At 59.3% G+C, this 24220-nt stretch carries 22 protein-coding genes; 7 read left to right on the top strand and 15 right to left on the bottom strand.

The annotated features are described in order from the left end of the window. Positions 1 to 70 precede the first annotated feature (70 nt). The 8 genes from RHM69_RS22400 to RHM69_RS22365 form a co-directional block, all read right to left on the bottom strand. The gene (locus RHM69_RS22400; protein ID WP_014716447.1) at positions 71 to 919 is read right to left on the bottom strand and encodes a transporter substrate-binding domain-containing protein; all 849 of its coding nucleotides are present in this window, start codon (positions 917 to 919) and stop codon (positions 71 to 73) included. Next, positions 916 to 1692, bottom strand: a complete 777-nt coding sequence (locus tag RHM69_RS22395) for an amino acid ABC transporter ATP-binding protein (RefSeq protein WP_014716446.1) — start codon at positions 1690 to 1692, stop codon at positions 916 to 918. The genes RHM69_RS22400 and RHM69_RS22395 overlap by 4 nt, the downstream gene beginning before the upstream one ends. Next, on the bottom strand, positions 1689 to 2348 hold the full coding sequence (locus RHM69_RS22390) for an amino acid ABC transporter permease (protein WP_020302224.1): 660 nt from the start codon (positions 2346 to 2348) through the stop codon (positions 1689 to 1691). The genes RHM69_RS22395 and RHM69_RS22390 overlap by 4 nt, the downstream gene beginning before the upstream one ends. Further along, the gene (locus RHM69_RS22385) at positions 2329 to 2994 is read right to left on the bottom strand and encodes an amino acid ABC transporter permease (protein WP_014716444.1); all 666 of its coding nucleotides are present in this window, start codon (positions 2992 to 2994) and stop codon (positions 2329 to 2331) included. The genes RHM69_RS22390 and RHM69_RS22385 overlap by 20 nt, the downstream gene beginning before the upstream one ends. A 369-nt stretch (positions 2995 to 3363) precedes the next feature. Beyond that, positions 3364 to 4146 carry a MetQ/NlpA family ABC transporter substrate-binding protein gene (locus tag RHM69_RS22380; protein ID WP_003187613.1) on the bottom strand — a complete coding sequence of 261 codons (783 nt, stop codon included), beginning with the start codon at positions 4144 to 4146 and terminating at the stop codon, positions 3364 to 3366. Positions 4147 to 4252: 106 nt separating this feature from the next. Then, positions 4253 to 5179 (bottom strand): sigma 54-interacting transcriptional regulator, encoded by a 927-nt coding sequence (locus RHM69_RS22375; RefSeq protein WP_014716443.1) that lies wholly within the window; start codon positions 5177 to 5179, stop codon positions 4253 to 4255. Positions 5180 to 5227: 48 nt separating this feature from the next. Further along, positions 5228 to 5809 carry an alpha/beta hydrolase gene (locus RHM69_RS22370; protein ID WP_014716442.1) on the bottom strand — a complete coding sequence of 194 codons (582 nt, stop codon included), beginning with the start codon at positions 5807 to 5809 and terminating at the stop codon, positions 5228 to 5230. A 219-nt stretch (positions 5810 to 6028) separates the two neighbouring features. Beyond that, positions 6029 to 8959 carry a glycosyltransferase family 32 protein gene (locus RHM69_RS22365; protein WP_234451973.1) on the bottom strand — a complete coding sequence of 977 codons (2931 nt, stop codon included), beginning with the start codon at positions 8957 to 8959 and terminating at the stop codon, positions 6029 to 6031. A 189-nt stretch (positions 8960 to 9148) separates the two neighbouring features. On the opposite strand from RHM69_RS22365, the gene RHM69_RS22360 reads away from it, so the two are divergent. After that, complete coding sequence (locus tag RHM69_RS22360) at positions 9149 to 10111, top strand: IS30-like element ISPpu17 family transposase (protein WP_004577240.1); 963 nt, start codon at positions 9149 to 9151, stop codon at positions 10109 to 10111. 75 nt (positions 10112 to 10186) lie between these two features. Here the strand turns inward: RHM69_RS22360 and RHM69_RS22355 are convergent, their stop codons facing one another. The 4 genes from RHM69_RS22355 to RHM69_RS22340 all read right to left on the bottom strand — a co-directional run bounded on the left by RHM69_RS22355 (position 10187) and on the right by RHM69_RS22340 (position 13228). Further along, positions 10187 to 10588: an ExbD/TolR family protein gene (locus RHM69_RS22355; RefSeq protein ID WP_014716440.1), complete on the bottom strand. Its 402-nt coding sequence runs from the start codon at positions 10586 to 10588 to the stop codon at positions 10187 to 10189. Continuing rightward, complete coding sequence (locus RHM69_RS22350) at positions 10589 to 11311, bottom strand: MotA/TolQ/ExbB proton channel family protein (RefSeq protein ID WP_122301147.1); 723 nt, start codon at positions 11309 to 11311, stop codon at positions 10589 to 10591. 25 nt (positions 11312 to 11336) lie between these two features. Then, positions 11337 to 12143, bottom strand: coding sequence for an energy transducer TonB (locus RHM69_RS22345; protein ID WP_058410256.1), 807 nt, complete (start codon positions 12141 to 12143; stop codon positions 11337 to 11339). A 233-nt stretch (positions 12144 to 12376) separates the two neighbouring features. Further along, positions 12377 to 13228 (bottom strand): LysR family transcriptional regulator, encoded by an 852-nt coding sequence (locus RHM69_RS22340; RefSeq protein WP_005783745.1) that lies wholly within the window; start codon positions 13226 to 13228, stop codon positions 12377 to 12379. A 107-nt stretch (positions 13229 to 13335) separates the two neighbouring features. Between RHM69_RS22340 and RHM69_RS22335 the strand changes: the two genes are divergently transcribed. Both RHM69_RS22335 and RHM69_RS22330 read left to right on the top strand, forming a co-directional pair. After that, positions 13336 to 13797: a nucleoside deaminase gene (locus tag RHM69_RS22335; protein WP_014716437.1), complete on the top strand. Its 462-nt coding sequence runs from the start codon at positions 13336 to 13338 to the stop codon at positions 13795 to 13797. Beyond that, entirely contained in the window at positions 13784 to 14971 is a 1188-nt protein-coding gene (locus RHM69_RS22330; RefSeq protein WP_014716436.1) for a CynX/NimT family MFS transporter, read from the top strand. The genes RHM69_RS22335 and RHM69_RS22330 overlap by 14 nt, the downstream gene beginning before the upstream one ends. Here the strand turns inward: RHM69_RS22330 and RHM69_RS22325 are convergent. After that, on the bottom strand, positions 14942 to 17257 hold the full coding sequence (locus RHM69_RS22325; protein WP_019819889.1) for a TonB-dependent receptor: 2316 nt from the start codon (positions 17255 to 17257) through the stop codon (positions 14942 to 14944). The genes RHM69_RS22330 and RHM69_RS22325 overlap by 30 nt on opposite strands. A gap of 155 nt (positions 17258 to 17412) precedes the next feature. Here RHM69_RS22325 and RHM69_RS22320 point away from each other — a divergent pair, with 155 nt between their 5' ends. From RHM69_RS22320 to RHM69_RS22310, 3 genes are all read left to right on the top strand, one after another. Continuing rightward, the gene (locus RHM69_RS22320; protein ID WP_014716434.1) at positions 17413 to 18357 is read left to right on the top strand and encodes a LysR family transcriptional regulator; all 945 of its coding nucleotides are present in this window, start codon (positions 17413 to 17415) and stop codon (positions 18355 to 18357) included. 105 nt (positions 18358 to 18462) lie between these two features. Further along, the gene (locus RHM69_RS22315; protein ID WP_058410252.1) at positions 18463 to 18924 is read left to right on the top strand and encodes an HIT family protein; all 462 of its coding nucleotides are present in this window, start codon (positions 18463 to 18465) and stop codon (positions 18922 to 18924) included. A gap of 242 nt (positions 18925 to 19166) precedes the next feature. After that, a complete protein-coding gene (locus tag RHM69_RS22310; protein WP_200600816.1) occupies positions 19167 to 20774 on the top strand; it encodes an alkaline phosphatase family protein in 1608 nt (535 codons plus the stop codon). A 126-nt stretch (positions 20775 to 20900) separates the two neighbouring features. On the opposite strand, the gene RHM69_RS22305 is transcribed toward RHM69_RS22310, so the two are convergent. Beyond that, complete coding sequence (locus tag RHM69_RS22305; RefSeq protein ID WP_200600818.1) at positions 20901 to 21806, bottom strand: TauD/TfdA dioxygenase family protein; 906 nt, start codon at positions 21804 to 21806, stop codon at positions 20901 to 20903. 185 nt (positions 21807 to 21991) lie between these two features. Between RHM69_RS22305 and RHM69_RS22300 the strand changes: the two genes are divergently transcribed. Further along, positions 21992 to 22912 (top strand): LysR family transcriptional regulator, encoded by a 921-nt coding sequence (locus RHM69_RS22300; protein ID WP_003187586.1) that lies wholly within the window; start codon positions 21992 to 21994, stop codon positions 22910 to 22912. A gap of 104 nt (positions 22913 to 23016) precedes the next feature. Here the strand turns inward: RHM69_RS22300 and RHM69_RS22295 are convergent, their stop codons facing one another. After that, positions 23017 to 24018 carry an ABC transporter substrate-binding protein gene (locus tag RHM69_RS22295; RefSeq protein ID WP_200600820.1) on the bottom strand — a complete coding sequence of 334 codons (1002 nt, stop codon included), beginning with the start codon at positions 24016 to 24018 and terminating at the stop codon, positions 23017 to 23019. Positions 24019 to 24220: the final 202 nt, after the last annotated feature.

Here is a 24220-nt window from a genome sequence, read left to right as displayed (position 1 = left end):
AAGCCCCCTCCCACATTTTGATGTGTGAATACATTCAAAGGTGGGAGCTGGCTTGCCTGCGATAGCTATCTCAGCCCTGCCACTTACCGCCTTCAACAATCACACTCTCAGGCTTGGTGTCATCGCTCAGCTCTTTACGCACATATTGGTCATAAAGCTTGAGCAGGAATTTCTCCTCCCCCAACTTCGCCAGCTCAGCGTTCACCCAGTCACGCAGCTCGATATTGCCCTTCTTCACCGCCGGGGCAATGGGTGCTTCATCACCGAGCTTCTCTTCCAGCACGCGGTAGCCAGGGTTCTGCTTGGCCCAACTGAACAGCACCAGGTTGTCTTGCGCATAGGCATCCCCACGGCCAGCCGACAGCGCCTGCAGCGACTCGGAGTTCTTCTCGAACTTGAGCAGCTTCCAGTCCGGATGGTTCTTGGTCAGCCAGATATCCGCCGTGGTGCCGGTGGTGACGATGGTCGTGCGGGTTGCCAGGTCATCCAGGCTTTTGACGGCGCTGTCATTCGGCACCAGAGCCTGCACCGCCACTTTCAGATTGGGGTTGGTGAAGTCCACCGCGTCCTTGCGTTCAGGCGTCACGGTCATGTTGGCGAGAATCAGGTCGACCTTGTCGCTTTGCAGGAAGGGAATGCGGCTGGCCGGTTCCACGGCGACAAACTCCACCTTGTTTTCATCGCCCAGCAGGTCCTTGGCGAATTGCCGGCCGATGTCGGTATCGAAGCCGACATAACGACCCGCTTCGTCCACAAAGCCGAATGGCGGTTTATCGGTAAACACGCCGACAATCAGCTTGTCCCGCGCTTTGATTTTGTCGATGTAGCTCACAGCCGCAGGTTTTACCGGCTCTTCGGCCTTTTTATCGCAGCCGGCCAGCAAGGCGACGGCAAACAGTGGCAGCAGTAACTTTTTCATATCAGCTCCAGTTCCTTGATCTTTTTGGGCAGTGTTGAAACAAAGGAGAACTTCTCCAGGAACTGCTGCGCGCGTGCGGTCTGCGGGTTCGTAAAGAATGCCTCGGGGGTGTTGTGTTCGAGGATGCGACCGGCCTCCATGAACACCACGCGGTCGGCGACGGCGCGGGCGAAGGCCATTTCGTGGGTGACGATCAGCAGGGTCATGCCATCGCGGGCCAAGTCCTGGATCACTTCCAGCACTTCCTTGACCATCTCCGGGTCGAGGGCCGCGGTGACTTCGTCAAACAGCATGACCTGAGGGTTCATGCACAACGAGCGGACGATGGCGATGCGTTGTTGCTGGCCACCGGAAAGCTGGCGTGGGAAGGCGTCGCGCTTGTCGGCAAGGCCCACGCGCTCCAGCAATTTTTCCGCCTGCTCACGGGCTTCACGCGGGTCGCGCTTTTGCACTTTCAGCGGGCCGAGCAGGATGTTGTCGAGCACGCTCATGTGCGGGAACAGGTGGTAGCTCTGGAACACCATGCCAATGTCCTGGCGTACCTGGCGCCAGTCGGTGGTTTTATCCAGCAGCTCTTTGCCGGCAAAGCGCAGGCTGCCGCTGTGCGCGATTTCCAGCCCATTGAGGCAGCGCAACAAGGTGCTTTTGCCACAGCCGCTGGGGCCTAAGATCACCACCACTTCGCCGCGCTGCACGCTCAGGTCGATGCCCTTGAGCACCTGCGCCTCGCCGAAGAATTTGTTGAAACCCTGGAACTCGATCAATGCGCTCATGCTTGGGCCCAGCGCCGTTCCAGCAGCTTGGAGGCGGCCGACAACGGGTAGCAGATAAAGAAGAAAAACAGGAACAGCGCACCGTAGATCAATACCGACTCGTAGGTGCGCTCGATGATTTGCTGGCCGACCTTGATCACATCCACCACGCCGATCAGCACCGCCAGGGAGCTGGTCTTGATGATGCGCGTGTACACGTTGATGGTCGGCGGCGTCATGCGCCTGAGGGCCTGGGGCAGCAGTACGTAGCCGTACAACTGCGGGTCGGACAGGCCAATCGACAAGCCTGCTTCGCGTTGGCCACGGGGCAGCGAATGCAGCGCGCCACGCACCACTTCGCCCACCTCGCTGGCGCCCCACAACGACAGCACCAGCACCGCGCACCAGAAACTCGGGATGCTCAGGCCGAAGAAGATCGGCACGCCAAAAAACAGCAGGTACAACCACACCAGCACCGGAATGGCGCGGAACAGTTCCAGGTAGACCCGCAACACGCCGTTGATCGCCTTGTTATTCAAAGTGCGCAGCACGCCGTAGAGCACGCCGCCAACCGTGCTGAAGCCGATGCTCAAAAACGAAATTGACAGGGTTTGCGCAGCGCCCTTGCCCAGTTGCGGCAACGACACCCAGAGCAACTCAAGACCCGAACTGGCCATGCTGGAGCCTCCTTTCCAGGCGGCTGAGCAACAGCGACAACGGCAAGAACAACAGCACGCAAATCAGCGTCAGCACAGCGAGCATTTCGTAGGTTTTATAGTAGAGGGCGATATAGCTCTTGGTGGTATAGAGAATCTCCGGCACCGCCACCGCCGACACCACGGTGGTTTCCTTGAGCAGAAAAATGAAGTTGGCGAACAGCGCCGGCAGGCTGAGGATGCCGGCCTGGGGCAGGATCACATGGCGCAACAGTTGCCAGTCGGACAGGCCAATGGACTTGCCCGACTCGATTTGCGCTTGCGGCACCGCTTCCACACCGGCGCGCAGCACCTCGGTGAGGTAGGCGCCGCCCAGAAAGGTCATGGTGATGATCGCCGCCCAGAACCCGGAAATATTGAAACCCAGGGCCGGCAGCGCGAAGTAGACGAAGAACAGTTGGATCAACAGCGGCGTGTTACGCGCCAGCTCCACATAGAGCGCCACCAGGCGCGACAGGTAAGGCGTACGAAACACCAGCAGCGCAGCGTTGATCAGCGCCACCAGCAAGGACGTGGCAATGGCGATCAGGCCGACTTGCAGCGTCACACCCACGGCCTTGAGAAACGCCGGCAGGGTGCTGAGGATAAAAGCGAAATCGAAGGTCATGTGCAGTCCATATCGCCGCATGGGTAATGCCGCGAGCGCAGTCCGTGCCGACGTGGATAACGTCAGCTAGCGCGAACTTTAAAGGTATAAAAATCAAAGTTTAAATACCGAAATAGCATATTGATATCACCCAAAAACCTAACCTCTGTGGGAGCTGTCGATCGTTCCCACGCTCTGCGTGGGAATGCAGCCCAGGACGCTCGGCGTCCGCTCTAAAGTCGTGACGCAGAGCGTCACAGGAGACGTTCCCACGCGGAGCGTGGGAACGAGCAAGCCAGCTCCCACAGTTTTGACTGTATTTCAGATAAAAAAACGCCGACGCTGTAGGAGCCGTCGGCGTTGAAACCTTGAAGGGGGTTTTGGCTTACATCAGAACGCTGGCACCACCGCGCCGTTGTACTTCTTCTCGATGAAAGCTTTGACTTCCGGGCTGGTCAGGGCCTTGGCCAACTTCTGGATAGCATCGCTGTCCTTGTTGTCCGGGCGCGCCACCAGGAAATTCACGTACGGCGACTTGGCGTCTTCGATGATCAGCGCGTCCTTGGCCGGGTTCAGGCCAGCTTCCAGGGCGTAGTTGGTGTTGATCAGGTCGAGGTCAACCTGGTCCAGCACCCGTGGCAGCAGGGCCGATTCCAGCTCTTTGAACTTCAGGTTCTTCGGGTTGCTGGCGATGTCTTTCGGCGTGGCCAGGGCGTTTGTCGGGTCTTTGAGGGTGATCACACCAGCCTTTTGCAGCAACAACAAAGCGCGGCCGCTGTTGGAGCCTTCGTTCGGGATAGCCACGGTGGCCCCGTCTTTCAGATCTTCGATTTTCTTGATCTTTTTCGAGTAGCCGCCGAAGGGTTCAACGTGCACGCCCACCACGGTAATCAGGTTGGTGCCCTTGCCCTTGTTGAAGTTTTCCAGGTACGGCAGGGTCTGGAAATAGTTGGCGTCCAGGCGTTTCTCAGCGACCTGCACGTTCGGCTGTACGTAGTCGGTAAAGACTTTGATCTGCAGGTCCACACCTTCCTTGGCCAGGGTCGGCTTGATCAGCTCGAGGATTTCGGCGTGCGGGATCGGCGTAGCGGCCACCACCAGTTTCTCGTTGGCCTGGGCAAAGCCAGCTGTCAGGGCAGCCGCCAGAGCGGTAAACAACAGAACCTTTTTCATGCAATGTCCTTCTAACGACCGTTTTTATGTGAGGTGCCAGCGAAGTGCTATCGCGGCGTGGAAGGGACAATACCTAGATTTTTTATTCCCGAACAATATCTTTTATTCACGTTGATATTCCATTTTGTTCATACAGGAATTTACGCACCGATTCCGTCTCGGCCGGGCTGGCGCTGGCCAAAATTCGTCGTACTTGCTCCAGCGGTGAGCCTGCCGTCGGTAGGTTCAAATGCTCGGGCAAGATTTCATCGCCGCTGCTCACCAGCAAGGCAAAGTGAATAACGTTTTCCAATTCTCGCGTATTGCCCGGCCACGTGTGGTGTTCCAGCACCTGCTGGGCGGCGTCGCTGATCAGTGGCACCGGAAGGTCCAGGCGCTGGCTGTAGATGCCGAGGAAATATTCGGCCAGAGACAAGATATCCCCCACCCGCTCGCGCAACGCCGGCAGGTCCAACCGGCCCTCACTCAAATAATGGAACAGACGCTCATGAAACTTGCCCACGGCCACGGCCTGGGCCAGGTCGATGCTGGTCGCGGCCACTAGGCGCACATCCACCGGGCTGGGCTGGTGGGCACCGACGCGGGTGACTTCGTGGTTTTCCAGGGCCGCGAGCAATTTCACCTGGATCGGCAGCGGCAAGTCACCAATTTCATCCAGGTACAAGGTGCCGCCATTGGCCGAGCCAAACCAGCCCGCGCGGCTGCTCGCCGCGCCACTGTGACTGCCGGCGGCATAGCCAAACAACTCGGCATCCGCATAGGTGGGGCTGATGGCGCCACAGTTGACCGAGACAAACAGGCCTGTACGGTCACTGCCACGGTGGATGTGCCGCGCCAGCAACTCTTTACCGCTGCCGGTTTCTCCTCGAATCAATACGGGTAAGGCGCGCGGCGCAAGGCTTTCCAACTCTTCACGCAGTTGGCGTGAGCGTGGGTCGACGAACACCAGCGCCTTGGCGCGGATGCTCAACGGGCTTTTTTCAGCATCTGGAAAGGTCAGCAGCGGCTGGCCGAAGGTTTCATGCAGACTCATGGCAGGCTCCCGCCCCAATCCACACAGGGACGGGGCGTTGAAAAAATATTAGGCGCTGCGCCGAGCATGGTGCTCGAGGCGATGTTGCAGGCGATAGAGGTAAGCAAACCCTTGCTCCCAGCGGCGGTGGCCGGACTTCACATTGATATGCCCGGCGCCCGCCAAGATGCCGGCTTCGGCGCCCCACTGACGCGCCAGTTCCAGAGCCCTGGGGGCGCTCACGGCACTGTCGTTGTCGGAGCTGACCACCTGGCTGGGAAATGGCAGCAGGTCAGTTGGAATAGGTGCGAAATTGCGCAGTGCAGGGGCACACGCAGGGCGCTCGACATCCGCCGGTGCCACCAGCAACGCGCCGCGTACCTGCCGCAAGAAGTGCACGGGGGCAGTGGCGGCCCAGTGGGCCACGGTGATGCAACCCAAGCTATGAGCGATCAGGATGACCGGCGTGCTGTCGGCAGCGATGGCCTCGGCCAGTGCGGCGACCCAATCCTCGCGACGCGGTGTCAGCCAATCGGCCTGTTCCACGCGGGCGCTGTTGGGCAGGCTGTTCTGCCAATGGGTTTGCCAATGATCTTCTGGCGATCCTTGCCAGCCCGGCACGATCAGATAACGAATCGACTCGCTGTGCATGGGTGTGCCCTCCTGCAGCGTTTAACGTTGCTGACCAGTATAGGGGCGACCCAACAATCAAATAAGGAATAAAAAGGAATTTATTAATAACCAAATTGCATTTTCGACATCAGGTCACGTTATCCTCATCCGAGGCGATCGCCGTCACTGAAGCCAGTCGCTGAGGCGGATAAACCCGCTCCTCAGCGACTGCAATCGACACCAGGTTTGTTTTACCAATCAGCGGGAATGATGCATAGACTGCTCTGAGCCAATGGAGACCCCGAACTTATGATTCATCGGCATGTAATAATCTCGCGCGCTCATATAGTTGGCACCATAGTCCTTGGGAAGTAAAAGACAAGCGTTCAACAGTTCTGTCACCTCTTCAACTACCGCGAAAAACCCATACTCCTTTTGTGCCAATACATCCCCAAACATTTTCGGCCCGGTGATTTCAAAAATTTTCTTCTCGTATTCTTTATAAGCGTGCTGTTCGGCGGCTGTCGAACTGTCACTCAGGAAAGCACGATTACTTTTCAACCACTCCTCATTGGCCTTATAGCGCTCATAGGCCTCTTCCAGGATCTCATCCAGCAAAGGATTATCGGCATGACTGGCGAAATTACTGGTATTGAAACCACTGAAGTCTGCTGGTTCATAAGTCACTGGCGAATTCATCAGGATATCGTTCGGTGTGGCTTTCAACGTGACGTTTCCCACATTGAAAGTCAGTGTATCGTCCGCATCCAGATATATTCCACCGTACTTCTTAAGCAATGCAACGCGCATCACATCCGATGAGGCCGCTAGATTTTGCCCTTGGCCGGCACGAAAGTACTGATACATTTCCCCATACTTGCCAGCCTTCAGCTCCCTGAAAGCCTCATCTGCCTGCAAATCATGCACTTCCAGACCGCCTACTTTGTGATCCAATGCAGACTTTATCTTTTGAAAAACACTCGCATTATTGGCATCTACATGAACGATCGACTTATAGCCCGGACTTTTCCTGGAGTTCTCAACAATATTGTTGAGCAAGTTCTCTGGCATCTCATTGCCAGCCCAAAAATAGTGGATAACCTTGGGCACCTCAGTGGCGCCGGAGGGTAACGATGGCAGTCTCGGTAACTTCAATGTCTTATTTATCATTGAGGCCGGTGCATTTTTATTCCCTTCGATCGCTTCAGCTTTTGTACCACTCATCCAGTTTTCTTGGCCTTTACGCCAATAAAACACGTCATTCACTCGACCGTTTTCGCTGACCCCACGCCATAGGCGGGCCTCTACGTCATACGTCACTTTAGTGCCGTATCGATCGACGAAAATCATGTAGTCTTTCGAGACCATTTGATGGACATCGTCCATGGGGACTGTGAACGCCTCATGGAGTTTCGGGGGCGAAACAGGGCTCATCGGATAACCAATCTGCCCATTGATTCGCCGTGGCGGATTGAAGAATGGGCGCCCTTGTTCAGTCACTTGAGTAGAGGCCTGGGCTGCAGCATCCGCTCCGGCTGCGACGCCCCCGCTGGCAAACCTTTCTGTTATCACTTTCGCCAGCGGCGCCCCCGCATGAGTGGCTAACGGCGGAGCAGCGTTCAATACCCCAAAAACAATTCGGTCCGCACCGGTCGATTTTCCTTTGATGGCATCATCAATACCAATACCGGCCTCGGCGCCCCCGGCTGCCAGGAAGAAAACATCCAGGCCTATTGCGACTTCCGGCATGACCAGGGCCAGGGGCGTCATGAACATGGCGACTTTGGTGGCCTCTTCCACCCCTTGCAGCACTTTGTTCTTGGTGTAGTCCCCATCACTGACGATCGCATTATCCGCGTCCGAATAAGATCGGGCCTTTTGTCGAACCTTGACTGCTTCGAAAGGGTCGCCCTGCAGCTGATCCACTGTGATAAACCGGTCCGGCACCCAGCCGTTGAGCCCTTTAAGGAAAGCATTACCCGACGCCTGCGCGTCCGACCAATTTCCCATCCCTTCCAGAGACTGACGTACACCGTCTGAAAACGACTTGTCAGCTTGATCCTTGAGAGAAAAGTGCGTCAGCAGCGATTCGCGCTTAACGGGGTCTGACGCCTGCCCCGCCAGCCATGTTTTCATTTGCTGCGGATTATCGAACCGATGAATAGGTGAGGAATTGCCAGGGATGTATAGCAACGTCAGCTGGGTTTTCCGATCGGTCACACACATCAAGTCGGTCGACTGCAAGCCGTTGATGCTCAGCAAGCCGATCTCCAGATTCGGATCCTTGACGGCAGGCTTGGTAAAATCCTGAACCGTCAGCTCGGACCAATCCTTTTGCGCAACCGCCCCCAACGCACGCTGAGCGAGTGCCGCCTCAACCGGTCCAAGTGTTCCTTCCAGCCGCTGTAGATTGATCGCTTTAACAAAGGATATTTTACTCAACGATGCATACGAGGCGCTGTGTTTGTCCCAGAATCCATCAAGCGTATTCTTGTAAAGTTGGGTGCGGTCTGTATCCCAGACCAAGGCTTTGAAATCTTCAACCGGAATGGGCACCTCAGTGGCCGCACTGTAGAGCGCAGAGCCCGGAGAACTCGGTTCCCGGTAAATAGCTTGGCGACTGCCTGCTTCCTGCACCCAGCCGTCAATTTTGTTGTAAACATACACTGCCGGCGAAAAATACTTGGCGATTTTTCGAAACCAGCCCTCATTATCTTCAATCGTAACATCTTGCCTGTTTTTCAAAGCCGCCTGGGTCAGCGTTATTTTTTCCACAACATCCTTTTCGTCATCGCCATTATCCTTGAACGTCACCAGATACGTTTTATCAGGATCAACTTCAATGCCCCACTGTTGTTTTATCTTCGCGGACAAAATAGTGGCAATCTCTTTTTCAGGAGACATAAAATCAGACGCATGCGTACTGATATAAGCATCTATTACAGGATTTGGCTTCAATACCTTGGGCCCGGCATTGGGTGCGTTAATGTGCTGATAACCGGCGCGATTCAAAGATAAACTTTGCCCTAACGGATGCCGTGGGCCAGGCCTATCGGACGGCCCAGAAAAAGCGACAGGTTTTTTTTCATCGGGCTGAGAAACCGGTTGTTGCGGGCTGACGAATGTATCTACCAAACGAATCGGAAAACGTACCATTCTATAAATTCTCCATTTATCGAAACTTTCCATGCGCCAGCCAGAATAATCATACGGTCATGAATTGCACGCTCAGAAACATTCAAAAACGTGTGAATTCTTTTCCTTTACTAACGCTATACCCTTCCTGAATTCATAGAATAAGCGCAACGCTTGAAACGAGAGGCAGAGAGCCAGCCACCGGTAGAATCCAGGCTCTCACACCGAAGGATTCAAGCGCAGATGACTACGCATTACCGGCAGCTGACTCAGGGACAACGTTACCAGATTGAGGCTGGCTTGAGCGCCGCAGAGAGCCAGGCGAGCATTGCAAAGCGGGTCGGCGTGCATCCCTCGACGATCAGTCGCGAGGTTCGCCGCAACAGCACCCAGAATATCTACAAGGCTGTTTCTGCGGCCCATGAAAGTGATGCTCGTCGAGCGGGTGCGCGCAAGTTTTGCAAGCCGGCGACATGGCTCAGCCATCATCTCCCGGTGTGGCTCAAGCATGGCATGAGTCCGGAGCAGATCGCCCAGCGGTTGAAGCAGGAGCAGCCAAGCCGGGCGGTCAGCCATGAGTGGATTTATCGGTTCATTGCCGCCGAACAGCGCGCCGGTGGTGAGCTTTATACCTATCTGCGACATCGCCGAAAGCGCTACCGGAAACGCTATGGAAGCCACGATCGGCGCGGGCAGCTGCGTAATCGCGTGTCAATCAGTGAACGCCCAGCCGAGGTCGAAAGCCGCGAGCGCCTGGGGGACTGGGAGGGCGATACGGTACATGGACTGGGCGGTAACCTGGTGACCCTGGTTGATCGCAAAAGCGGCTATCTGAGCGCCTATCCGGTCAAGCGCAGAACGCGCCGGCAGGTAACGCGGGCGATCAATCTGATGCTTCAGGGCCATGCCGCTCACACGCTGACGCTGGATAACGGAAGGGAGTTTGCCGGGCATGAACGCATCGCGCTACGGAGCCAGTGCCAGGTCTTTTTTGCAGACCCCTATTCATCCTGGCAACGTGGCACCAATGAAAACACCAACGGTCTGCTCCGCCAGTATTTCCCCAAGGGCAGCGACTTCAGCAAGCTGACCGTCGAAGCCGTCAATCGGACAGTAGCGAGGATCAATCTACGCCCGCGCAAGCGCTTGGGCTGGAAGACGCCGTACGAAGTGCATACAGGGGTGAGCGTTGCACTTATGTGTTGAATTCAGGCTTCCAATAAAAAAAGGGCCGCACCCTGCCAAGGAAACGGCCCAAAAACGTGTCGCGGCTCTTTGAAACTAACGTGCAGTAATCACCGACAATTTGGTAATGCCTGCGCGCTCGATCGACGCCATGGCTCGCGCCACTTCGCCGTAGTTCACTCCATCGTCGGCCTGCAGTTGCACCCGCACGTCGGGGTCCTTGGCCTTGGCCGCCTGCAGGTTGAATTCCAACAGGTCCGGCTGGATTGCGTCCTTGTTGATAAACAGTTTGCCCGCGCCGTCGATGCTCACCACCAACGGGTCTTTCTGCTCAACCGGCGCTACGGCCTGGGTTTTGGGCAGGTTGATCGGGATGGAGTTGGTCAATAGCGGCGCGGTGACGATAAACACCACCAGCAGCACCAGCATCACATCCACCAGCGGCGTGACATTGATCTCGCTCAGCACCTCATCGCTGTCTTGCGTGGAGAAGGCCATTCAGGATGCCTCCTTCACTTTCTGCGGGCTGCCGGCGTTGGCCTTGGCCAACGTCGGGTGCAGCAGCACGCGGAACGCGTTTTTCTGCGCCAGGCTGTAGAAGTCGTGGGCAAAGTCATCCAGGTCTGCCGCCGTCAGCTTCAGGCGACGCAGGAAGTAGTTGTAAACCAACACCGCAGGCACCGCGACGGCGATCCCCACGCCGGTCGCCACCAATGCCGCGCCGATGGGCCCCGCCACGGTTTCCAGGCTGGCGGACCCGGCAGCACTGATCCCCTTGAGCGCTTCCATGATCCCCCACACGGTGCCAAACAGGCCGATAAACGGCGAGGTGCTGCCGATACTGGCGACCACAGCCAGGCCGGTTTCCAGGGAGCGACGCTCACGCACGATTTGCTGGCGCAGGGCGCGTTCGAGGCGGTCCTGGTGATTGATCGCCTGGCTCAAATCCGCAGCGTGGGTAGTATCGCCCACCTGGATCGCGGCATAGCCGGCCTGGGCTACACGGGCGGCGGCGCCAGGCTGGGTTTCGGCGAGTTCGGCGGCCGAGTCGAGGCTCGATGCCGCCCAGAACTGTTTGTGAAACTTGCGATCCTGGGCCTTGAGGCGACCGAACTGCACGCCCTTGAGCAAGGCCAGGCCCCAAGTGGCGACCGAAAAGGCCACCAGCAGCCAGATCACCGCGCTTTCGATGGATTCAAGTGGAGATGCCAATGCCATGATGTTTTCCCTCTGCGCCGCTGAATAATTAATGAATCTTGAAATCGATGGGCACGCTCACCCAGCCGTTCTGGGCCACATCGCCCTGCTTGGCAGGCACGAAACTCCAGCGCTTCACCGCCGCCAATGCCGCGTCATCCAACTGCTGGCGACCACTGCTTTTTTGCACCTGGATCTCACCCGGTTTACCACTGGCCAGCACCTGCACCCGCAGCAACACCGTACCTTCCCAACCGCGACGCTGAGCCAGTGACGGGTATTCCGGCGCCGGGTTCTTCAGGTACGCGGCGTTGGCCGAAGCAGGCGTCACCGGCGCTGGCGCCGCGGGTGCGGGCGGTGCAGGTGGCGCTGGCGTCGGTGGTGCAGGTGGCTGCTCGACGGCCTTGGGGGCCGGCTTAGGCTCAGGTTTAGGCACGGGCTTGGGTTTGGGTTTCGCAACGGGTTTGGGCGGCGCCGGCTTGGCCGCCAACTCATCCACCACCGGCGGCGGTGGTTCGACCACAGGCGGTGGTGGCGGTACAGGCGGTGGCGGTTCAACCACCGGCGGCGCCGGCTGGGAAAATTCGATGGTCATCGGTGGAATTTCCGGCGGCACAATCGGCAGCACCGGCGTGGGTTTCTGGCTCACCCAATAGATCACTGCACCGTGCAGCGCCAACACCAGCAACCCGAGCAAAACCCCCTCGCGGCGGCTGGAAAAACGCTTCGGGGTCTTCTGCAGGCGCAATTGCCCCAACGGCGCGTGATGCGGCCGGCCAAGGTCGACCAACTCACCACTCGGTGCCGGGCGCCACTGCGCCTCGGGTGCACTGGCGGCGGTCTGGACATTGCCCATTGATTCACTCCCTACGGTTTTGAAAAACCGACGGGCCAGCGAAGGCCCGTCGTGGGCTGAATCATCGGGGCCAGACACTTATCTCTTAAAGTAATCTTTAAAGTTATACATAGAACAAAAACACATAAACAAAACAGCCGATCACGCCAAAGCCACGTAGCCCGTGGCCTGGCTTCAAGCCGTTGTCTTTCAATGCCTTAAAGGCATACAAAATATTCGGCAAAGGTATGGGCTCAGTGCGGGTTTCCACTGCACAAGGCCAGCAATTCACCCAGCAAACTCTGGCCCGCTGCGCCCAGACCACTGCGGCCATACAGGGCCAATCGCACGCCATGAACAGGCGGCAAGCCACTCTCTGGGCCGAGTATGCGATGGCCCGGTTGCAATACCCGTTCGGGCAATAAACTGATGCCCAAGCCTGCCGCCACCGCCGAACAAACGCTGGCCAGGCTGGCGCTGGAATAGCCGATGCGCCAACGCCAGCCGGCCCGTTCCAGATGGTGCAGCATGTCGTTGCGATACAGGCCGCCTACGGGGAAAGCCACCAGCGGCAGCGGGTCGCGGCCCAGGGCCGGAGTGCTCAGGCTGTCGACCCAGTACAAGGGCTCCGGCCACGACGCCACACAGTCGTCGCTGTCGCCCATCTGCTTGACCAGCAACACATCGAACTCACCGCCCCGGTACTGGCGCTGCAATTCAGGGCCCAGCCCGCTGGTGACTTCCAGTCGCACCCGTGGATAAGCAACGACAAATGCCGAAAGCAGCGGCATCAGGCGCTCGGCGGCAAAGTCCTCCGGCACGCCGAGGCGCAACACGCCGTCGCTTTGCTGGTTGATCAGCACATCGGCGGCTTCTTCGTGCAGCGCGAGGATGCGGCGCGCATACGCGAGCAGGCGCTCACCCTCGGCGGTGGCCACTACCCGGCGCTGGTCGCGGTCGAGTAACTGACACGCCACTGCGTCTTCCAGGCGGCGGATTTGTTGGCTGACGGTGGACTGGGTCAAGTGCAGTCGCTCGGCGGCGCGGGTGAAATTGCCGCAGTCCACCACGGCGACAAAGCTGCGCAACAACACGGGATCGAACAACGTCATCACCATTGTGTTTGCCACTGATTGGCATGTTTATATTTAATTTCAGAATACCTTGCTGGCTGCCCATACTTCACACCTTTCATCGCATCCGGGGGCCATGTATGACCAACGATCAAGCACACCTGCAACGCGCTATTGCCTTGGCCCGTGCCAACGTCACCCAAGGCGGCCGCCCCTTCGGCGCGGTGCTGACGCGCAACAATGAGGTGCTGGTGGAAGCCGTGAATGAGATCCACCTGACCCAGGACCCCACCGCCCACGCTGAGCTGCTGGCGATCCGCGCAGCGAGCCGACAACTGGGTGCGCGCCTGGTGGGGTGCGTGATCTATGCCAGCGGACAGCCTTGCCCAATGTGCTTGAGCGCCCTGTACCTGTGCGGTGTAGAACGCGTAGTGTTTGCCGCCAGCAACGAAACAGCCGAGCCATTCGGCCTGTCGACGGCAGCCATCAGCCAGCAGGTTGGCTTGCCCATCGACGCGCAACGCCTGCCCATTCAGCACCTGCCCGATGCCGCAATGACTGCGCTGTATCACCAGTGGAAAACCCTGCATGACCCTGAATAAATCCCTCGCCGGCTGGGGCCTGCTGGTGGTGCTCGGCCTGAACCTGCGCCCCATCCTCAGTTCCATCAGCCCGCTGCTCGGCGAGATTCGCCAGGCCACCGGCCTGAGCTTTCAGAGCAGCGCCCTGCTCACCAGCCTGCCGGTGATCTGCATGGGGTTGGTGGCACTGGTGGGCGTGCGCGTGGAGGCGCGCTTGGGCGAGCGTCGCGGCATCGCCCTGGGCTTGTTGATGATTTTGCTGGCGTGCCTGGCGCGCTGGCTGATGGGCCAGGCTTCGGCACTGCTGGTTACCGCGCTGCTCGGCGGTGCGGGCGTGGCGCTGATCCAGGCGCTGGTGCCGGCGATGATCAAGCGCGAATTCCGTCACCGCGTGCCGGTGGCGATGGGCGTGTATTCGGCCTCGCTGATGGCCGGTGGCGGCCTGGCGGCGCTGCTCAGTCCGGTGGTGGCCACGCATTTCCAGCAATGGCAAGCAGGCCTGGGTGTGTGGCTCTTGCCGGCGCTGGGGGCGTTGTTGCTGTGGGCCTGGCTGCCGCTGGGCGCGGCGCGAAACCCACAGCAGGCGCCTGCGTTCAAAGGGTTGCGTAACCGCCGCGCCTGGCTGCTGGCGCTGTATTTCGGCCTGGTCAACTGCGGCTACATGAGCATGGTCGCGTGGCTGCCCGCCTACTATCAGCAACTGGGTTGGGGCGTGCTGCCCAGCGGGTCATTGCTGGCGTTCATGACGATTTTTCAGGTGACGGCCGCTCTGTTGATGCCAGTGCTGGCGCAACGCGGTATCGACCGCCGCCCATTGCTCAGCATCAGCCTGCTGGCGCAAACCATCGGCTACCTGGGCCTGATCATTGCGCCGCAGGAATATCCCCACCTGTGGGTGGCCTTGTGCGGCTTCGGGTTAGGGGCGTGCTTTGCCCTGAGCTTGCTGCTGACCCTCGACCACCATCGCGACCCACGCCAAGCCGGGCAACTGGCGGCGTTCGTGCAAGGCGTGGGCTTTTTGATCAATGCGATTTCGCCGTGGCTGACCGGCTGGCTGCGCGAGCTTACCGGCAACTTTGTCAGTGCCTGGGTGGTGCTGACGGTGACGGTGGTGGCGATGCTGCTGGTGACGCGGGTGTTCAGCCCGGCCACCTATCGCACCGACCTAGAAGTCGTAGCGCCCAGTCACGCCTAGGGTGCGCGGCGTGCCCAACAGGCCCTCGTAACCGCCGTTACCACCGGTCCACAGGGTGGTGTAGTAGGTTTTGTCGAAGGCGTTTTTCAGCCACAGCGACACATCCCACTGCCCTTGGTCATAGTCGCCGCGCAAACCGGTAGACAGGTTGACCACCGCATACGCCGGGATCTGCCCGTAGTCGGAATCTTCCACCGTGCCCACCGCCTTGGAACGGAACGCGTAACTGGCGGTGACATAGGGTTCGAAGCCGTTCGCCAGGTTCCACTTGTACTCGCCGTTGGCGTTGGCGATCCACTTGGAGGCGCCCACTACCTGATGGCCGCTCAGGTCGCAGGATGCCGGCGCACCGGGACGCAGGCTGGTTTCCGGCGGGCACGGCGCGTCCTTGTAAGACAGGTACGTCACGTCATTGAAGGAGCCGTTGATGTTCAGGGTCAGGCCCTTGATCGGCACCAGGGTGCTTTCGACTTCCACGCCCCGCGAGCGTACCGAGCCGGCGTTGGTCAGGTACTGCACGCGGTTGTCCTGGTCGTAGGCGTTAGTCTGGTAGCCGTTGACCTGGGTCCAGAACAGGTTGGCATTGAGCTGCAGGCGGCGGTCCCACAGCGTGCTCTTGAAGCCTAGCTCGGCGTTGTTGGCGCGCTCGGTGCCGATCAGCAACGAGTCGGCTCCGGCCGTCGGCGCAGACCCCACCGCCAGGTTCACACCGCCGGACTTCTCGCCGTGGGACAGCGTCGCGTAGCCCAGCAGGTTTTCATTGAAGTGATAACTGAGGTTGAGCAGCCCCGACGGCGTGGCGCTGTATTGCGACAGGTCGCCCGAGTCATAGGCCCCGGTACGCCCGCGCCGCGCCGTGGCAGCAGCCCCGCTGACCGCCGCGCCACCGACGGGCGCATTGCGCGTGACCCAGGCGCTTTTCTCTTCGTAGGTGCCACGCAGGCCGGCGGTGAAATCCAGGCGTTCGGTCAGGTGCCAGGTGCCTTGGGCGAACAGCGCGAAGCTGTCGGTGCGGATATGCCCGTTGCCCACACTGCTCACGTTGCTCAACGCACCGGCAGGTGTGCCGTTCCAGATATCGGCCTTGGGCCCGTAGTATGCAAAGGATTTGTTATCCAGGTCGGAGCCGAAGTAGTAGGCGCCCAGCACGTAATCGAAGAAACCACCGCTGGGCGACGCCAGGCGAAATTCCTGGGACCACTGCTTATCTTCCACCGAAACCCCGGCGTTATACGACGCCGGTACGTTGAGGCCGTCATCGTTGCGCGGGGTGAAATTCCACCAGCGGTAAGCACTCACCGAGGTCAGGGTGAAGTCGCTGGGCAGCGTCCAATTGGCTTCCAGCGACGTACCGCCCTGGAACACCGTGACGTGCTGGTCGTTGTCGAGGTTGACCTTGCGATGGGTGCCGTCCACCAAAGTTGCGCCCGCCGCGTTGGCCCGGGATTGATACAGGTTGGTGCCATTGATGGTCGGGCCGGTGCTGTACAGCACGCGGGTGCCGGCGCTGGAGTCTTCTTCGTTGTAGTCGCCGATCCAGCGCAGGTTGAAGGCCTCGCTGGGTTTGTACAGCAGTTGCCCGCGAAAGCCCTGGCGGGAGCCGCCGTTCAGATCATGGCCGTCATGTTCATTCTCGATATCGCCGTCGCTGCGCGTGCGATAGGCCGAGAAACGCCCTGCCAAGTCCTCGGTGAGCGGGCCGGAAATCGTGCCCTTGGTCTGGAAATAACCGTCCTCGCCCAAGGAGGTTTCGATGCTGCGCTCGGGAGTAAAACTCGGCGCGCGCGTACTGATATTGATCACGCCAGCCGTGGTGTTCTTGCCGAACAACGTGCCCTGGGGGCCGCGCAAAACCTCAAGCTGCTCAATGTCCATCAGGTCGAACACCGCCATACCCGGGCGCCCGAGGTAGACGTTGTCGATATACAGCCCCACGCTGCCTTCCAGGCCATCGCTGGCCGGGTTGTTGCCCAGGCCGCGGATCGACACGCTGGACTGGCGCGCATGCATATAGGCGACGTTGACGCTGGGCACCAGTTGCTGCAAATCCTGGATGCGGTACACCCGCTGGGTTTCCAGGGCCTGGCCGCCGAGCACGCTCATGGGCGTCGGCACGGCCTGGGCACTTTCGGTACGCCGCCGGGCAGTGACCGTGACAGTTTCCAGTTGGCCACTGGCGCTTTCGCCCTTGCCGGCAGGCGTGGGTGTTTCAGCGGCCTGGGCCGGCGACCAACTGCTGCTACCGGCCACTAGAACAGCCAGGGGCAAGGACTTGAACAGACTCATAAGCGGCTCCAAAACCCCGGAATACTCGTCGCCTTATATTCCTAAAGGTTATTTATTTATGTTTTTACGAACATTTACTGCATAAGAGATAGCCTTTATAAGGAGTCGACCTAATGCATAGCCAATGCATTTCCCGGATATTTTTGATGTGAAAAATGCATATCGACCTGCGCCAGCTTCGCCACTTCATCGCCCTCGCCGAACAACGCAGTTTCGTCGCGGCAGCAGCAGCGGTGAACCTGTCGCAGTCGGCGTTCAGCCGCAGCATCCAGGCCTTGGAACACAGTGCCGGCTGCCAACTGGTGGACCGTGGCCGCAAAGACCTGGCGCCCACCAAGCAAGGCCAGGTAATGCTCGAACATGCACGGCGCCTGGTTAGCGGCGCACAACAACTGGCCAACGAAATCAGCCAGTTCAACGGACTGGAAGCCGGTGAACTGCGTTTCGGTTGCGGCCCCGCGCCGGCAGCTGGGTTAGTCCCACGTGCCATCGGCAGTTTTATCGGGCGCTACCCCAAGGCCCGCGTGCAGTTCCAGGTGGACGACTGGCAAAGCCTGGGCAAGCGCCTGCTCAGCGAAGAGTTCGAATTCTTCGTCGCCGACACCCGCCACTTCGAAGCCAACCCCGACTACCACACCCACCGCCTGCGCCCGCGCCGTTGGCACTTCTGCTGCCGCGCCGGGCATCCCCTGGCCGCACGCAACAGCGTCAGCGCCGCCGAGCTGATGAGCTACCCGCTGGCAGTGACCATCCGCCCGCCGAACCTGCGCAAAGTCATCGTCGACCTCAGCGGCCGGCCGGATTACCAGCCCAATGTGGAATGCGAAAACGGCTACAGCCTCATGGGCGTGGTATTGCGCTCGGACGCCATCGGCATCGTCAGCGCCAACAGCGACGTGCTGCACATGGCGCGGGGCGAACTGGTGTGTTTGCAGATTGAGGGGTTGGACGAAAACCTGGAGGAGCGCTACACCCGCTACGGGATCGTCAGCCGCGCAGGGTATCGGTTGTCGCCGCTGGCGCAGGCGATGATTGAGCAGATCAAGGAGATTGATGAGAGGGACGAGGATGCTTATGCGTTGGAAAATATTGCGGTCTGACTAAGCAGTGAACAGCGGCCCGCAACGTCAGTGAAGTCATCGTTAGATAACAAAGATCACATACAAGAGGGTCTACCTTTTGACTCGCACGAGGAAGCGCGTTTGATGGACTGTATTTTTTGCAGCATTGCCCGCCGTACTGCACCCTGCCACCTCCTATGGGAAGACCAGACCCACATGGCCTTTCTCTCCATATTTCCCAACACCCCGGGGTTCAGTGTCGTTATCCCCAAAACCCATCACGGCAGCTATGCGTTTGCCGAACCGGACGCCGTGCTGTGTGACTTGGTCATCGCAGCCAAAAAGACGGCGAAGCTTTTGGACAAAGCACTAAAAGGTGTGGCTAGAACGGGCATGATTCTGGAGGGTTATGGCGTCGATCATCTGCACGCCAAATTATTCCCGATGCACGGGACCGGGGAAGATAGCGCCTTCAAAAAAATCAGTTCGACCCAGGACAAATATTTTGAGCGTTATGAAGGCTATGTCTCCTCCCATGACGCGGCCAGGGCAGATGATAAAGCGCTGGCAGGACTGGCCGCTCACATCAGGTCCTTCGCCTGGTAAGCCTGCTCCCACCATTTGATCGCGGGGTGCCAGGTAGATATGGGTCTGCTGTCAGGCCGTCATCGCAGGCAAGCCAGCTCCCACAGGGGAATGCATTTCAACTGTGGGAGCTGGCTTGCCTGCGATGACGCCAGCAGCCACACCCATGCACTCAATGCATAGAACCCAGTCCCCAAATGCACTTGCCAGAGCGCCCCTCGAACGGCGAAAAAACCCACCTGTCCTCCGTTCGGTAAATTCCTATGTCTGAACCAAAACCCGTGCGCAACGTGCTCTACATCATGTGCGACCAACTGCGCCGCGACTACCTGTCCTGCTACGGCCATGCCCATTTGCACACCCCGAATATCGACCGCCTGGCCGCCGCCGGCGTGCGTTTCAGTCGGGCCTATACACAAGGCACCATCTGCGGCCCGTCGCGCATGTCGGCCTACACCGGGCGCTATGTCAGCAGCCATCAGGTGGCGTGGAATGCAGTGCCGCTGCCGCTCGAGGAACTGACAATCGGCGACTACCTGCGCCCCCACGGCATCCGCACCGCACTGGTGGGCAAGACCCACGCCACGCCGAACCTTGAGGCCTTGCAGCGCCTGCAGATAGACCCCGACAGTGCCCAGGCCGAGCCACTCAATGAGGTCGGTTTCGATGCGTATCTGCGTCACGACGGCATCTACCCCGACAGCCCGCTGTTCGAGGATAAGCGCGAGTCCGCGCCCTACACCCAATACTTGCGTGATCACGGCTACCACGGCAGCAACCCTTGGCACGAATGGGCCAACGCCGCCGAAGGTGAGAACGGCGAAGTGCTCAGCGGCTGGCATATGCGCAACGCCGGCAAGCCTGCAAGGGTGGCCGAGGAGCATTCGGAAACCGTCTACACCACCGACCGCGCCATCGACTTTATCCGCGAGCAGGCCGAACAACCTTGGTGCCTGCACCTGTCGTATATCAAGCCGCACTGGCCCTACATCGCGCCGGCGCCGTATCACGCGCTGTACGGTACCGAGCATGTGCAGGCGCCGATTCAACCTGAGCACACCAGCGATCACCCGGTGTACCAGGCATTTCGCCAACACCAGGAGAGCCAGAATTTTTCCCGTGACGAGGTGCGCCTCACGGTGATTCCGACCTACATGGGCCTGATCAAACAGATCGACGATCAACTCGGGCGGCTGTTTGATTTTCTGCAAAGCACTGGCCGTTGGGATGACACGCTGATCGTGTTCACCAGCGACCACGGCGACTTCCTCGGCGATCACTTCCTTGGCGAAAAAGAGTTTTTGCTGGAGCCTGCGGTGGGCATTCCGTTGATCGTGCGCGACCCGCGTGCCAGCGCCGATGTCAGCCGCGGCACCGTAGACGAGCGCCTGGTGGAAACCATCGACGCCCTGCCCACCTTCCTCGACGCCTTGGGCTTGCCCGCCGCCGACCATCGCCTGGAAGGCCGCTCATTGATTCCATTGCTGCAGGGCGCACAACCCACCTGGCGCCGCTATGCCATTGCCGAATACGACTACGCCTTCCAGGCCCCGGCTCGTGAGCGCCTGGAGCAACCCATCGACCGTTGCCGCATGACCATGGTGCGCAGCGAGCGCTGGAAGTACCTGGCCTACGACGGCTTTCGCCCGCAACTGTTCGACCTGGAAAACGACCCGCAAGAACTGCACGACCTGGGCAGCGATCCCGCCTATGCCGAGGTACGCGAGACGCAACTGGGTTATCTGTTCGACTGGCTGCGCGGTTTGAAGCGGCGCACCACCATCAGCCACACGGAGGTTGAGGTGCGCGGGCAATGGTTTCGTTATGGTGAGCCAGAGGCAGAGAAAGTGGTGAAGATCGGAGTCTGGTAAACACCACGAATCCAAATGTGGGAGCGGGCTTGCTCGCGAATGCAGTGGGTCAGTTGATGAATACGTCGACTGACACTGCGCATTCGCGGGCAAGCCCGCTCCCACATTTTTTAATCTTCACTCAGATTAAAGACCTTTAGTGGTTTTGCTTGATTGCCCCTGCACCCCCACCGGCACATCCCCCTTGAGCGTAACCCGGCGCACGATGCGCTCCTGGGTGCCGTAGTCGTCCACCGCGTAATGCTGGGTGGCGCGGTTATCCCAGATCGCCACGTCACCGGTGTTCCAGCGCCAGCGCACGGTGTTTTCCAGGCGGGTGACGTGGCCTTGCAGCAGGTTGAACAGCTGCGCCGACTCTGCCTGGGAGTAGCCTTTCAGGCGTTTGACGAAGTGCCCCAACAGCAGGGTTTTCTCACCGCGGACCGGGTGCACGCGCACCACCGGGTGTTCGGTTTCATACACTGTGGAGGTGAAGACCTTGCGGTATTCCTCCAGCTTCTCAACCGCCACATCCGGCTTGCGTGCGGCGTAGTCGTATTCGTTGCTGTGCACCGCCCAGAGGTGGTCAGCCAATGCGCGCAGCTCCACGCTGAGGTCGTTGTAGGCAGCGGCTGTGTTGGCCCATACGGTATCGCCGCCGGAAGCAGGCGCCAGCACCGAACGCAGGATCGAGGCCTTAGGGTAGGCATCCACAAAGGTCACGTCGGTGTGCCAGGAATTGGCGCGCTGGCCACGGGTGCCATCCAACTCCATCAAGAACCGCGTGCCGTCTCGCACCGGCACCGTCGGGTGGGCAATCGGCTCGCCGAGCAGGTGAGCAAAGGCTTCCTGGCTCTGGTCATCGAGGTGGGTCTGCTCGCGAAAGAAAATCACCTTGTACTGCACCAGCGCCTGCTGGATGGCCTCGACGGTGGCGGCATCCAGCTCACCGGACAGTTTGATGCCACGGATTTCGGCACCGATCCGCCCGGCTACCGGGTGAATATCGAGTGCGTGGGCGATGGGTTGAACGGCTAATGCGGCGTTGCTCATTGTGATGACCCTCATGTGCCTGCGAAACGGTGGGGGGGACGCTTCCAGCAACGCTCTATTCATATGCAATTTAGGTCTAGCAAATGAATGAATGCTTCGTTGACGGAATAAGAGCTTGCATTTAAAACCTCAGCTTGCTCGGTCGCAAATGCCTTCGACCTATTTTTAAAATGCCGGGAAAGCATATGGATCTTCGCCAACTGCGCTACTTCATCGCCCTCAACGAACACCGCAGTTTCGTGCGTGCCGCGGACGCTATGGGCATCACCCAACCAGCGTTCAGCCGCAGTATCCAGGGGCTGGAACAGGAGTTCGGTTGCGTGTTGGTAGACCGTGGCCACAAGGACTTGCGCCCCACGCCGGAAGGCCAGGTGGTGTTGCAGCACGCCCTGAGCCTGGTGCATGGTGCAGCGCTGCTGAGCAGTGAAGTGACGCGCATGACCAAGCTCGACGCCGGCGACCTGCGTTTCGGCTGCGGCCCGGCGCCAGCCGTGAAACTGGTGCCGGATGCGGTGGCGCGGTTTATCAACGCCCACCCGAAAATCCGTACCACGTTTCAGGTGGATAACTGGGAAACCCTCAGCCGCCGCCTGAGCCGTGAAGAGATCGAATTTTTTATCGCTGACATCCGTCAGTTCGAGGCCGACCCGAATTTCCAGACCCGCGCACTCACCCCCAAACGCGGGGTGTTTTTCTGCCGACCCGGCCACCCTTTGCTGGCCAAGGACAGCCTGTCCACCAACGATATGTTCGACTACCCGCTGGCGGCGCCGCTGATCTCCCAAGGCATTCGCAAACTGCTGGCGAACCTGAGTGGGCGTATGGATTTTTCACCCAGTATTCAGACCGAGCACTTCCCGGCACTGGTGAGCATCGTGCTGCAAACCAATGCCATCGGCGTCGGCACTGAAGAAGCCTTTGCCGAGGACATTGCCAGGGGGGCGCTGGTGCTGCTGCACTGGCGCAACTTGCCGCAGCACATGGACACCCTGAGCGCACGCTGCGGGATCGTCAGCCGCACGGGGTCGCGGTTGTCGCCGGCGGCGAAGGCGATGATCGAGACCTTGGTGGAGGTGGATAGCCAGCAGGTCAGTGTGGCGGTTTGAAGGGCCTCATCGCAGGCAAGCCCGCTCCCACATTTGAGCGTTGAACACATTCAAGTGTGGGAGCTGGCTTGCCTGCGATAGCGATAGCCCAGGCACCGACAAGCTCAGAGCCCTGCCGCCACCAGCCCAGGCGCCACCCAATCACTCACCTGAAACGACTTGCGAATCAACTTCTCCCTGGACGCCAAGTCCACCGCATCCTGCAATTTGCCCAGGAACACCGGGTCTAGGGTCGAGGGGAAAACTTCGCTGAGTTTCTGGTCTTTCAAATCATTGGTGAGGATCACCGGCGGGTAACTGGCCAGCCCTGACACCAGTGCGATGTACGCCTGTTTGTTGTTGTCATCGGTCAACCACTGCACCGCTTGCTGCTGGGCCTTGAGCAACGTGGCCACTGCGTCTGGGTGTTCATCGACGAATTTGGAGCTGCCCACCAGCACGGCCTGGATGCTGCCGGCATCGCCCAGGTCCTTGGTGGTCAGCGGTATTTCTGCCAAACCTTTGGCCTGCAACGCCGTCAGGGTGGACCCGCCCCAGGTGGCGTCAATCTGCTTGGCGGCCAGGGCGGCAGCGGCCGCGTTGAAGTCCAGGTTGATCACCTTAAGGTCCTTCTCGCTCAAGCCCTGGCTGGCCAATGCGCTGTCGAACGACAACTGGCTGGCCGTGCCTCGGAACACCGCCACGCGCTTGCCCTTGAGGTCTTGCAAGGTCTTGATGCCGGAGCCCGGCACCACGCCGAGGTAGTGTTTCACTCCCCGTGCAGAGGCGCTGAGCAGCCGCGTATCCAGGCCATTGGAGCGGCCGATGATCGCTGCCAGGTCGCCCAGATAGGCCAGGTCCACCTGGCCGTTGGCGAACGCTTCATTGATCACCGGACCGGCGCCCTTGAAGTAATTCCACTGGATATTGATGCCTTGGTCGGCAAAGGCTTTTTCAAAGATCTGCTGTTCACGCAACACGTCGGTGATGCCACCGCCGCTGTGCTGGCTGCCGGCACTGAGGTCGGGCACTGCGATGCGGATTTCCTTGAGGTCGGCGGCATGCACCAACCCGGCCAGGGCGGTGCCGGCGAACAGGCTGATCAGACGTTTAAAGGGCAGTTTCATAAGCGCAGCTCCTGGTGGGCGACGGTCGCCTGGGGAGCAAAAAGTAGGCACAGACTGAACAAAACTTTAAATACTATAAATTCACAATTTAATAGCATTTAGAAATATGCAAGCTAACCCGCAGCCTCCAGAGGCATATGCATAAACAGCATCGAAAATATTCTTCGAATGCATTGGATGCGTGGCGGTGTGAGGCTTTAAA

Source organism: Pseudomonas sp. CCI1.1 (genome assembly GCF_034348165.1).
GTDB lineage: Bacteria > Pseudomonadota > Gammaproteobacteria > Pseudomonadales > Pseudomonadaceae > Aquipseudomonas > Aquipseudomonas paracarnis.
This window is presented reverse-complemented; position numbering and strand designations above follow the sequence as displayed.